Origin of the sequence: Shewanella sp. GutDb-MelDb (assembly GCF_002836075.1) — a bacterium.
GTDB lineage: Bacteria > Pseudomonadota > Gammaproteobacteria > Enterobacterales > Shewanellaceae > Shewanella.
In genome coordinates this window covers 1-12842 of sequence record NZ_PJBM01000158.1, presented here as the reverse complement: position 1 = coordinate 12842, position 12842 = coordinate 1, and the positions used below count along the sequence as shown (strand labels likewise).

At 41.2% G+C, this 12842-nt stretch carries 10 protein-coding genes; 6 read left to right on the top strand and 4 right to left on the bottom strand.

Features of this window, described 5'->3' with window-relative positions; translation table 11 throughout:
• Positions 1–428: 428 nt before the first annotated feature.
• A complete protein-coding gene (locus CXF82_RS06930) occupies positions 429–1127 on the bottom strand; it encodes an aspartate/glutamate racemase family protein (RefSeq protein WP_102039742.1) in 699 nt (232 codons plus the stop codon).
• Positions 1128–1666: 539 nt separating this feature from the next.
• Here CXF82_RS06930 and CXF82_RS06925 point away from each other — a divergent pair.
• Positions 1667–2779: an NADH:flavin oxidoreductase gene (locus CXF82_RS06925; protein ID WP_180961178.1), complete on the top strand. Its 1113-nt coding sequence runs from the start codon at positions 1667–1669 to the stop codon at positions 2777–2779.
• 19 nt (positions 2780–2798) lie between these two features.
• A complete protein-coding gene (locus CXF82_RS06920) occupies positions 2799–3092 on the top strand; it encodes a hypothetical protein (RefSeq protein ID WP_102039734.1) in 294 nt (97 codons plus the stop codon).
• A 275-nt stretch (positions 3093–3367) separates the two neighbouring features.
• Here the strand turns inward: CXF82_RS06920 and CXF82_RS06910 are convergent, their stop codons facing one another.
• Together CXF82_RS06910 and CXF82_RS06905 are read right to left on the bottom strand one after the other, a co-directional pair.
• Entirely contained in the window at positions 3368–3838 is a 471-nt protein-coding gene (locus tag CXF82_RS06910; protein ID WP_101090185.1) for a GNAT family N-acetyltransferase, read from the bottom strand.
• A gap of 198 nt (positions 3839–4036) precedes the next feature.
• Entirely contained in the window at positions 4037–4672 is a 636-nt protein-coding gene (locus CXF82_RS06905; protein ID WP_102039733.1) for a protein-disulfide isomerase, read from the bottom strand.
• Positions 4673–5109: 437 nt separating this feature from the next.
• Here CXF82_RS06905 and CXF82_RS06900 point away from each other — a divergent pair, with 437 nt between their 5' ends.
• Positions 5110–7422: a peptidase U32 family protein gene (locus CXF82_RS06900; protein ID WP_102039732.1), complete on the top strand. Its 2313-nt coding sequence runs from the start codon at positions 5110–5112 to the stop codon at positions 7420–7422.
• A gap of 454 nt (positions 7423–7876) precedes the next feature.
• Entirely contained in the window at positions 7877–10258 is a 2382-nt protein-coding gene (locus tag CXF82_RS06895) for a Lon protease family protein (protein ID WP_102043911.1), read from the top strand.
• Between the two features lie 64 nt (positions 10259–10322).
• On the opposite strand, the gene CXF82_RS06890 is transcribed toward CXF82_RS06895, so the two are convergent.
• Entirely contained in the window at positions 10323–11243 is a 921-nt protein-coding gene (locus CXF82_RS06890; RefSeq protein WP_101090189.1) for a manganese-dependent inorganic pyrophosphatase, read from the bottom strand.
• Between the two features lie 327 nt (positions 11244–11570).
• Between CXF82_RS06890 and CXF82_RS06885 the strand changes: the two genes are divergently transcribed.
• Together CXF82_RS06885 and CXF82_RS06880 are read left to right on the top strand one after the other, a co-directional pair.
• Positions 11571–11906 carry a PBPRA1643 family SWIM/SEC-C metal-binding motif protein gene (locus tag CXF82_RS06885; protein WP_101090190.1) on the top strand — a complete coding sequence of 112 codons (336 nt, stop codon included), beginning with the start codon at positions 11571–11573 and terminating at the stop codon, positions 11904–11906.
• Between the two features lie 543 nt (positions 11907–12449).
• Positions 12450–12842, top strand: a 393-nt coding sequence (locus CXF82_RS06880) for an efflux RND transporter periplasmic adaptor subunit (protein WP_145991668.1), incomplete at its 3' end; no start/stop codon positions are given.

The window sequence follows — 12842 nt, the reverse complement described above, 5'->3', positions numbered from 1 at the left end:
GCAACATGCAGCTTATTGCTGAAATCAATCATCTCTGATGTTACTTTCCCGGTAATAGATTGTAAATTTTTGCTGATAGCACTTCGTCAGTTTGTCTGGGGCTGAATGGCAATTGAATTTCAAATCGACCTAAACTTGAGCTGTTAATACGGTATTAAGCTGCTCCTATCCTATCGGACAACAAATGGCCCTAGTTTTTTTGATTAATTTGAAATTCAACTATTTAAGATAAAGATTACATCTTTATTGTATGGTCTTTAGTACTCGGTCGATTGCCATAAAAGTGGCATTTGAACCGTCGTTAAATAAAATTCAAGTTTATGAACTGCGAATTTAGTCGATATTAGCGGCAAACAGGAGCTACCACTTAACGTTTTAAAGCTGAAATTATCTATTTGTAAGCCGTTAACCTTAAAGGATGAGTACGACTAAACAGACGCTAATGCCTGCTCAACACCCCTTCTCGCGTGAATTTCAGTCGTATCGTACAATGGGATTTCTGTGTCTGCTTGTTGAACAAGTAACGCAATCTCCGTGCAGCCTAATATGATAGCCTCAGAGCCTTGCTGAAATAGCGTGTTAATAACCTCTAAGTATTTTTCTTTAGATCCCTGCTTTATCTCGCCTAGGCATAGCTCATCGTAGATTATGTTGTGTATTACCGTTTGCTCAGCTGAATTGGGGACGTTGACATTGATACCGTACTTTTCAGTTAACCGAGCCTTATAGAAGTCTTGTTCCATGGTAAAGCGTGTTCCTAAAAGCCCGACCGTTGTTATGCCATCTTTAACCAGTTGCTCTGCGGTCGCGTCGGCAATATGTAGGATAGGAATGGTAATTTTAGCTTCTATTTCAGGGACAACTTTGTGCATAGTATTGGTACAAATCATTATAAAATCAGCACCCGCAAGTTCTACGGCTTTAGCGGCGTGAACAAGAATGTCTGCAGTCTCAGTCCATTTTCCTTGATGTTGCAGTAACTCAATTTCAGCGAAATCGACGCTATAAAGGCATATTTTGGCTGAATGTAATCCACCAAGCTTAGATTTAACGCCTTCATTGAGTGCCTTGTAATAGTTACTCGTTGATTCCCAACTCATCCCGCCTAACAGTCCAATGGTTTTCATAATATCCTGATAATACGTCGTTAATGAATGCACAAATCCCATTTAAACATTAATCCTTATTAAAATCAGTGGTATTACTTCAATCTTTTAAGTGCCCTTTCCTTTAATATTATTCTCGTTACAGCATTGCAAAGCACAAATAGCGCTTTAACTATATATAGATGTCAGATTCAAGAATAATAGCCATTAAAGATTGAAAAACGGCTTGAGGATCGCAGTACTAACAGACCTCTGTAGTGCAAACGCCAGTAATTATGAGTAGGTAATCTACGCTCAACTCTGAGCCTGCTATGCTCAGGCGGTATGCGTGTTCGACTCCCTATTGAGTGATGATCATCACTCGTTTTAAACCGGTTTTCAGATGATTTATATGACACTATCTTAATCCAGATTAAGGATTGTCTTCTATATTGGAGGTAATATTAGTTATTGCTGATTCGTACATAGCAAAAAAGAACAGCCATGCTTAATGCATGGCTGTTCTTTTTTATCTCATGATCACGCTATATTACAAAAATCGATTTTTAAGAGGATTAGACTTGAGTACTTTGTTTGCAGAAACCTGTATTGGCAAGATGACATTGAAAAATCGCTTCATTCGAAGCGCTACCTGGGAAAATATGGCGACTGAAGATGGCCATATGACAGATAAGTTGTACGCTATCTACGCAGAACTCGCTAAAGGAGAAGTCGGTCTCATTGTCACGGGTTACGCCAATATTGTAGAAGAAGAGCAGCCTAATGCCGGCATGATGGGAATGTACAATGATTCCTTTATCACTGAATACAAAAAACTCACCGAGTTGGTACACAGCAATGATGCCAAAATAGTGATGCAACTTGCCTACGGTGGCACAAAAACCACGCATAATGTGGGCGAAAGAGTGATCTATGCGCCGAGTGAAGTGTGCGAAAGAGGTACACTAACTTTAGGCAAAGCCATGACCAAGGATGAAATAGATTACATCGTTGAAGCATTTGCTCAAGCAAGTCGAAGAGCTCAATCATCGGGGTTTGATGGAGTCGAAATACACGCGGCACATAGCTACTTGATCAATCAGTTTTTAAGCCCATATTACAATCGAAGAGAAGATGAATATGGTGGCAGCTTAGACAATCGAATGAGACTATTAGTAGAGATCTATGCAGAGATAAGAAAGCTTGTAGGTGAAGACTATCCAATATTAGTTAAATTAACCGCATCTGAGTTTTTTGAGGGGGGGTTAACCTTTGCTGAAACCCGCATAATTTGTAAAAAATTAGAAGCGATTGGCGTGGATGCTATTATCATCTCAGGGAATATCCATGGCAAGGCCAGCACCATGATTGGTCAATGTTTTGATGGCTATACTATTCAACAAGAAGGCTACTTCCATGAATATGGCCATGTTATTAGCCAAGACGTCAATGTCCCCATTATTACCGTTGGCGGATTGAGTGACATTACTGCGATTGAAGAGATTGCCTACAAAACCAATATCCAATACTTCGCAATATCAAGACCTTTGCTGGCAGAACCTCATTTAATTAAGCGCTGGAAACAAGGCAAAAAAGCTGCAGTTGATTGTGAAAGATGCTCAAAATGCCGCACTAAGCGTGGTAATTTTTGTGTCGTGCACAGAAAGAGAAAAACTAATCTAAAGCCAATGTAAAAGCACAGTTAAAACATCGATGCACTCGGTTGATCTACCCAACTACAATCACCCAAGCCTAAACTCTGCGGCGAGCATTGATATAGCGCAATGGCTTTCTGTCACTGATTTTTCGGTGGGATCACTTTTACAACTAGGGCGTACAGATCCTCCAGTGTGTTGTGCAAAGCTAGATGAGCTATTTTTACCATTGTTAAACAATGCTATCGAAGATCAACATAGTGAAATAACCCGTAAGGTGCTGCCACTATTAGATTCAACACCTATTTCCGCAGCTGTCTTGCTCGCAGAGAACGTTAGAGCGCAGTTTTAATCGAGTCATCGGGCTCACGATGAAACAATGCCAGTCGATGAACAAATTAGAAACGATGTTAGAATATTTGTATCAGCGCAATGCAACGGACATTGATTGGGTTGATGTGGCGTTAACATTCGACTTTAGTGACCAACCTCATCTCATTCGGTAACTTAAAAAATAAATTGGCTTAACGCCGAAAAATTACATTGAAGAAAGAGGCTTAACTATCGACATCTATGGCGGGGTTAACTCTAGCGAGTAGATGAGACTGGGTTACCGCTCGAATGGGTTTATTTAATCATGTACAAACAGTGTTGTAGCGGTATTGCTGCGGGGTATTCGCTTTGCACAAAACCCAATTTCAGGTAGGTGTATAATGCTTGGTGGTTGTGAGATAACACAAACAATGAACTTTGCTCAACATTGAACGCCTTAAGCCCTTTGGCTGTCAGCTGTTCTATAAGCATTTTGGCTAAACCGTTACCACGCCATTGTGGACTGATGACGATTCTACCTAAGTGACACCTATCGATTCGCCGGTAGTATTGGCCAAAGCCTAAAAGCTGTTTTTTGTCAGAGACTAATACAAAAGAAGCTAGTTTATCAAGCGTAAGATCTGCTGTAAAAGAGCTTAGATTGTAGGGATATCTAAAATTTGGGCCAGCCCAATCAAATACCGCTTGTGTATCGGTGAACCAAGTCAGCATCTGTTCTAAATGCTCTGGCTCGGGGCTTACTAGCTGGGCTTTGATTACAAGCATTGTAAGTGGCCTCGCAAATAAGAAAATACACTGCTGAAAATGACTTAACTGCTTAACCGTAAACGGGCATCGTTTTGTTCAATTATACGGTGTTGCTGGCGTTAAACTGAGTTTATTACCTTAGCGTTGTTCTGAATAGAAAGGCCTGTAACTCAATCACAATCGGGAGCAATAAGTCACAAGCCTCAGCACTCAGTATTAGTCTAAGTGTTCAGCCTCTTGTCGCACTGCTTCAACAACGGTTTCAGGGGCCGCTAAATACTTTGAATGATCAATGAAAATACCTTGGTCATCAACGGTTAACATTAGCACTGGAAATGATGTTGTACCAATAACTTCATAGATCTCAGCAATCCCCGCCAGCGTCTGCTCAGCATCATTGATTAACTCCTCTCTAAACACCTTATTCGATGGCGATATCTTATGAGTATCAATGATGGTGCTAAAATCATGTTTGTTGGTCAGTGGATTGCCTTCGACAAAATGAGCATGCTGTAATGCAGTAAGCACGGTTAGCATTTTATCTGGTTGTTTGGTTTCCAGCCAAGCCATTAGATTGGCGACCTTAGTGGCATCTTTTGGGCTGTTTGCATAACGAATATGCTCTCTACCAAACTTAACCTTAGATAGCTTTTTAATCGCGTCAACTTGGTCAAGACCCGCTGAATCTGTGCCGTCAAAGTGGCAGCAGTGCAGTAAGTGAAGTTGTATGGTTGGAAAAGCTTCACATAGAGCATTAACTAAGGGCGTTGTTGCATAGCTCCATGGACAATGACTGTCATAAATAAAATACAGCTCAAGCTGGGCATCATTAAGTTTGGTATCGTTGTTCATTTACTTCAATCTTGATATTGATAAGTGAATGCTGATCCTATGAGCTTTTTCACTTTATATCAATTAACCTTGTGCAATAAAAGGCAATATTGAGCAATCTTTTGCCAGATTTTGATCCATTAACGCCTCAGCAAACAATCCTGGACCATTGCATAGCGATAAAACTAACATTTGTAGCTCTGTTGAAGCCTATTTCTGTCTAAGCGAATTGCCGCTTCAATTGCTCAGGTGTTGTATGTCAGAGCATCATTCAATAATGGATAGGTCGAAAATGCGAGTCAAAGGCGATCAACTTCATAGTTTAGTCATAAGTTAATCATGTTCCGTAGCCACGGGATTATTGAATCACTAAAATCCATTTTTAACAGCTTCTAATACAGCACATCGTTTGCCTATTTGAAGATCTTAGTCATACATGTTGTAGGTTGATATATATCGTGAGAAAAATCGAGTTGTTGGCACCGGGTGGTGATATAGAGTCAATCAAAGCGGCTATCGTTGCAGGGGCTGATGCCGTTTATTGCGGCCTTGATAATTTCAATGCTCGAAAACGCGCTGAAAATCTCAATTTTGAACAGCTATGCGGATTATTAAGAGTCGCTCATCAGCACCACTGTGAGTTATTTTTAACCTTGAATATTATTGTGCTAGAGCATGAGTTACCCGCTCTTTTCAAACTACTCAACCAACTTGTGAATACCGATATTGACGGTGTCATTGTGCAAGATCTCGGTGTGTTTGACATTATTTCCCGTTATTACCCCAGTTTAGCGGTGCATGCCTCAACTCAATTAACCACTCACAATAGCGGTCAACTGGCGTTTTTAAAGGAGATGGGAGCTACGCGAGCAAACCTGTCTAGAGAGTTGGATCTTGGTGAGATCACCGAGTTATCGACGATGGCGCATAGGCTCGACATGCTAACGGAAGTATTTGTACATGGCTCCAACTGCATCGGCTTTTCTGGCCTTTGTTATTTCAGCTCCGCGCACGGCGGTAATTCGGGTAATCGCGGCCGCTGTAGTCAACCCTGTAGAGATCAATATCAACGTACGGATGTAGGATCTGATTACCCTTTAAATATGAAAGACAATTCCGCCTTTGATGATCTTGAAAGTCTCATTAACGCGGGTGTTGATTCATTAAAAGTTGAAGGCCGGATAAAAAAATCCCATTACGTTTATAGCGTTATTGATACTTGGCGGCAGCAACTGACAAAACTGCAACAGCAGCAAACATTAACAAGTGATAAAACAGCACTATATACGGTGTTTAACCGTGACTTTACCAACGGCTATCTAACGGGGAACGTGGGCAAAGAGATGTACATCGACAATCCCCGAGATAACGCTGTACAACACTTTAGCGCGATAGCGTCTAAAAGTGACCAACCGACAAGTGAGGTTATTCAGGTCGTTAAGCAACGGCTCTATGATAAGAAAACCCTTATTATTGATTCAGTAACTGAACAAATCAAAACGTTGGATATTAGTAAGCCTGAAATTGAGCTACAGATCAGCGGTGATATTGGCACTCCACTTAACATTAGTGTTTTTGTCGCGGCGAGTGACACCCCAAGTTTTAGCGTGATATCAACAAGCTGTTTAACCGCTGCGGACAAGTATCATTTATCGGTTGAGGAACTCACCAGCCGCTTCGCTAGCCTCAATTCTTATAAACATGTGCTAAAGAAAGTTAACTGCACCGGCTTGGCAAGCGCCATTTACCTCTCTTTTAAAGAACTGACACAGATGAAAACGGCCATTGTAACGTTTTTGAACGGCAACAAGGCGCTATATAAGCCGATTGAATTCAGTGATATTCGTAAACAACGCCTCGCTAATGCAGTATTGAACACACGCCAAAATACCGCGCGGCCAACTGAGTTATCTGTTTTGATCGGTAATCGAAAAGATCTGGCCTTATACACACAATTAAAGCAACAAAGCTCGACTGAACAAGTGAGATTTTACTACGCGGTGCCTGACTCAATTGCCATTGAACAGGAAAAACTCATTGCGCTGTTCAACGCACACCCAGAACTCACTCCCTGGTTTGGCGCCATCGTGCTGCAAGCAGACTTTATTACGGTAGCACAACTGCTTAAGAGTATTCCGCAAACACTGATAGCCACCAATAATAGCGGTGTAGGCCATATCGCACATACCTTGGGTGTTAACTGGATTGCAGGGCCCCACCTCAATACCAGTAATTCATTTAGTTTGCACAGTTTGAAAAAAGTAGGTTGTGTTGGCGCATTTATCTCTAATGAACTTAATGCAAAACAGATAAAAGCCATTAATCCACCACAGAATTTCAGCCTACATTACAGCGCATTGCATCCCGTATTACTGATGACGAGTCGACAGTGTTTGTTCTTACAATCTTCTGGTTGCGATAAGTCTGTAATGGATAGCGAGTGCCTATCGGTTTGCAAAAAACAGACGACAATTACTAATGTTAAAGACGTCAGTTTTATCATTGATAAAAAAAGGCGGGATCACAATAACTTGATCGGTGCAGAGCACTTCTTCAACCCAGACATTATTCATGAAATCCCCAATAAATTTGAACATATATTGTTGGATCTAAGAGCGATAGAAACACAGAGTCAATTTGTGTGGCCAAAAGCAGATCTTGTTAGTGCTGTTAAGCGGTTATTGACCCCAGACTCTAATCCTGAGCAGGTTAACTTTCTTAAGCAAGCGCTTTCAGCTTCAACCCGAGCTCAATACTTAAAAGGCTTATGATTGCTAGGGCATAAATTATCGGCGCGAAATAACAGAGGTTTATGTCGTTAACTGCATCAGCATTAACGACACTGCTATTGTCTTAATCTATTACAATCCGCGCCAGATATAAGCGCCGTATTTGAAGTTGAATGATAGAGTCGTAATATCATTTGATGGCGAGAAACGGTTTTCATTGTAATAAGGGATTGTTAGCGCAGCCCCTAACATTTGATCAATACTTGCTGCGCAAACGTTACGATAGCCGTCTATTTTTTACACACCTTTAGAACAATTCAGCCAGAATTGAACATCCGCATCTCAGTAAATAAAAAGCGAACAAGGTCACTTTGTTTACTTATACAGCACTTGAGCCCATATAGCGGTGATTTTACTCATTCATATCAATTTTTTGCGGATAAATGCTATCTAACTGTATAGAGTAGAATTATTAACCGTCATAAGAGGAACGACTATGCCAATAACACCTCTCAGCAGTGACCAGCTATATCGAACTTCAGGACTTAATCAGCTTGCGCCTACCTGTAAATCAACCAAGCATTTAGAGCCGCTAGACAAAATTGTCGGCCAAGAAAGAGCGCAGCAAGCTGTTGAATTTGCACTGTCCATGAAAGAAAAAGGTTACAACATTTATGCACTAGGCCGTAATGGACTAGGCAAACGTACTATGGTGTTACGCCACCTGAGTCGACAAAAAGAAAACGCTAACGGGCGTACGCTTTATGATTGGTGCTATGTCGTCAATTTTGACGATACGCGCAGCCCTAAAGTACTCAAGCTTCCCGCGGGAAGTGGACTCGAATTTAAAAAGCAGATTGAAAAGTTAATGCTCAAATTAGCTAAAGGTTTACCTTTAGCGTTTGATAATGACATGTATTTTTCTCGTGCTGATAAATTGAAAAATCAATTAGCCGCAAAGCAAGAAGAAGCGTTAGTTTTACTCACCGAGGAAGCCAAAAAAGAGAGCATCTCTTTATCAATTTCTGCGCAAGGAAACTACGAGCTAGTGGCACTTGATGGTGAAGAGCCACATACAGAAGCTAGCTACCTAATGCTGTCGGCAAAAAAGCAAGACACACTGCAAACGGCAATTAGCGGACTTGAATCAAAACTTCGCGGTATCGTTAGACAGATAACGGTATGGGAAGACGAGTATTCTGAAAAACAGCAAAAGCATGATGAACAAGTGGCAGAAGAAGTCTTGTCGCTTGCCTTTACCAAGCTAAAAGAAAGCTATAAAGATCAAGCTAACGTTAAAGCTTTTATAAAAGCGATGCACAAAGATATTTTGGACAACCTTGATATCTTTCTTGAAGAAAGTGAAGAGCAAGCTGCCCTAGCCTACGCATCAATGAGCAAGAAGATGCCAAGGCGCTACCAAATTAACGTACTGGTTGCACAGGACTCTCCGTATCAGCCGATAATTGTTGAAGAGACACCTAACTACCACACTATATTTGGTTACGTGGAAACAGCGACTTACAAGGGCACAGTATTTACCGATTTCTCTTTGATCCGTCCAGGTAGCTTGCATAAAGCAAATGGTGGCGTATTGATGATCGATGCGGTTAAAGTACTTGAGCATCCCTACGTTTGGGATGGTCTTAAACGCGCATTACGTTCACGTAAATTGAGCTTGACCTCTCTTGAGCGTGAAGTGACGTTGTCCGGCGCTATCTCTCTCGAGCCGGAAGCAATACCGTTAGATGTGAAAATCATTCTGTTTGGCGACTTTGCCACCTACAAGCTATTACAGCAATATGACGCTGAGTTTACCGAGCTATTCAGAGTCACAGCTGATTTTGAAGATAGAATGCCAAGAACCGATGACTCTGAGAGCCATTACGCGCAGTTTATCTCTAGCATTGTACACAGCAATAAGATGCTGCATTGCGATCGCAAAGCGATAGCACGGATAATTGAGTTTAGCTCTCGGCAAGCCGACGATCAGAATATGCTCTCTTTGCACTCGGTTGATATTGCTAATTTACTCAGAGAGGCAAACTACTGCGCGCGGGCCGTCAGTTCAAATATGATCCGTACCAGTCATGTCGAACAAGCATTAATCAACAAAGAGCAGCGTATATGTCGTGCTAAAGACGATTACATGCAAAGTTTCATTAACGGCACTACCTTAATTGCCACTGAAGGTAAGCAAACCGGTCAAGTTAATGCACTATCAGTCATGTCGACGACTGACTACCAGTTTGGTTCACCAAGTCGGATTACAGCGACCACCTCTTTCGGTGAAGGGCGCGTATTTGATATTGAACGCACGGTTGAACTCAGCGGTAGTATTCACTCAAAAGGTGTGATGATTTTAACCGCTTATATTGCTTCGATCTTGGGTAAAACAGATAAAATCCCCCTGTCGACGCACCTGACTTTTGAGCAATCCTATGGCGGTGTTGATGGTGATAGTGCCACTATGGCTGAGCTATGCGCGATGTTGTCCTCTTTTGCTGACCAGCCACTGAGACAGGATATTGCAATTACCGGTTCAATGAACCAGTTTGGGGAATCTCAGCCTATTGGTGGGGTTAACGAGAAAATTGAAGGTTTCTTTGATGTCTGTAAAATTAAAGGCCGCAAGAGCAGTCAAGGCGTGATCATTCCAGCTTCAAATATTCATAATTTGATGCTTAGAGCTGATATCGTCGATGCCGTTAAAAAAGGGAAATTTCATATATGGGCCATCAGCCACGTAGATGAAGCGATAGAACTACTCACTGGAATTAAAGCGGGTAAAGCGGATAAGCAAGGAAACTACGACCCTAAAAGCTTATTGGGCAAAGCTCAGCTCCGGTTGAAGTCTCTTTATAAAACAAAACCATAATTGACATATTGGAAGTAAATAAAAAGGCCGAACATATGTTCGGCCTTTTTGATGCATTTTCTGTCTAAGCGAAAGCGGCTTGCAAAGGCGGAACCACTTGCTTCTTACGACTCAGCACGCCATCAAGCCAAAATTTAGCGTCAGTTGAGTGCTTATCAAAAGCAGATTCGATAATGCTTAAATCGTCACTAACGATAAGCATTTCTGAACCTTCTTTCATTATATCAGTCAGTAGCAACAAAACGCTGTGACGTTTGCCTTCAGCTTTTAATAATGCGATATCAGCGGCTAAACCGGCTTTAATATCATCAAACACCGACAAATCAATCACTTCTAGCTGGCCAATGCCGACTAAATTCCCGTTCATATTGAAGTCTTTAAAATCACGTAGTACGAGATCACGTGCTGGTGTGCCCTGCACTGCGGATTTCACTTTAAACATATCCATGCCAAGTTCTTTAAAGTCTTCAATACCAGCGATTTCAGCAAGTGCTTCAACACACTTAATATCAGCGGTAGTACAGGTGGGTGATTTAAAGATGACGGTATCACTTAGGATGGCACACATCATAATGCCAGCAATCCCTTTAGGGATCTCGACATTATAAAAGTCATACATCATTTTAATAATAGTGTTGCTACAGCCTACTGGACGGATCCAACATTCGAGCGGTGTAGAGGTTGTTAGATCACCCAATTTATGGTGGTCAACAATACCGACAATTGTCGCTTCAGCGATATCATCCGGCGCTTGAGTAAGCTCAGAGTGATCAACAATGTATACTTCCTCGCCAGCGTAGCTCATCTTGAGTTCTGGTGCGTCAAAACCAAACTTTTCTAAAATAAACGCAGTTTCAGGTGATATTTCACCTAAACGAGAAGCAATAGAAGCTTCTCCAATTTGGTTTCTTAGATGTGCAAGTGCAATTGCACCACAAATTGAATCTGAATCTGGGATTTTGTGGCCCACGACATAAACTGGCATAAATAACGCTCTCCTTTAATTTTCAGCGATTTTAACAAACTTTTCGGCAATGCGGAATTAGCAAAAAGGTCGAATACACTGTCCTTACACCAATATACTCCTTTTTAAGCCACTCTATCTTGCCAAGCGCTGAGTATCGGAAGTCTAACGCCTAATCGTCATCACGCCTCACAGAGCTAAACTTATTTGCTAATTGCGATGTAATACTCAAAAAGGGTGTTTATCTACCCAATTACGCTAGAGTTGGGCTCCAAATATATCAAAATGTGCCATTTTCCTGTATAAGCATGCGTCCTATTACACTTTTCACACTAGAGCTTGGTAACGATGTCAGACAAATTTTTTTTTAAAGGTCGCAAAAACCCTAAACCGAAACATGAAAGTTACGGATTCAATACTAAACGTGTAGCCAAGCTTGGTACCGACGTAAACCCTCTTGTTTTAACGGTTCAAAGTGAAGAGCGCCTTAAAGAGGTAAACCTCTTACTGTCTGATAACCAGCTTCTTGGAAACGTGACCATTGACGCGACTATTGAAGAAAACGTTATCGATTTAATGGGTATTCTTAATCGACCTGAAACGACGCGCGTTGAAAAACAACCTAATCGAAATGAACCTTGCCCATGTGGTAGTGGCAACAAGTTTAAAAAGTGCTGTGGTTAATCCCATAAACTCACCGATTTAGTGAAAGCATTTTTAATTTTGTACTCTATTCCTATTTTTGTAAAAGATGTTATTGGTGAAGGATGCAATGTCCTTCGCCGACAGATTCTTTGTTTGTACAATTGAAACATCTTTTGCTTATCTCTATCGCGTTAACCATTACCAGCCTCTACGGAGGTTCAGTTTGTTACATTTTTAACCATTCAGAATATCCCTAAATATAGCAAAAAAAGACCATTAAAAACTAAGTTTAGACATATCCTCTACATTTTAAAACACAATATACTCTTGTAATTGTTGATTAATTTACCGATACACTCCTTGTCTAAGTTTAAATGACAACCCACTCAGTGCACCACAAATAGAACAATACAGTCCCCTTCCGAAACACACGTTTACACAATCACACTGTTACAATTACTTATATCTATTAACATACGTTCAAAATAATTATTCGATTGCGCTGACCTTGGCCGTACAAGCATCAGGATCAAGGTTCAATTGCAGTATGTGTTGGAACTGCTTCAACAAGAGGACGTGTTTGTGGCTACGAAAAAACAAATAATTCTACCCGTGGTAGTGATTGCATTAGGTGTCGCTGGATTTATTGGAATATCGGCATTGAAAAAGCCCCCTGAAGAGAAACCGGAGCTTGATACGACCCCTTTAGTGTCGGTGCAAGCAGTTGAAATCAAGCCGATGGACTTTTCAGTCAATTCTTACGGTGTTGTTGCAGCAAAATATGAAACTGAATTGGTTTCGCAAGTAAATGGTGAAATTGTTTATTTGTCAGACAAGTTTGTCCGCGGTGGTTTCGTCAAAAAAGGCGACGTATTAGCAAAGATTGATCCAAGCGATTATGACGCTGCACTCATTGATGCACAAGCTAGCATGGCATCGGCACGAGCGACTTTAGTGCAAGAGAAAGCTTTTGGT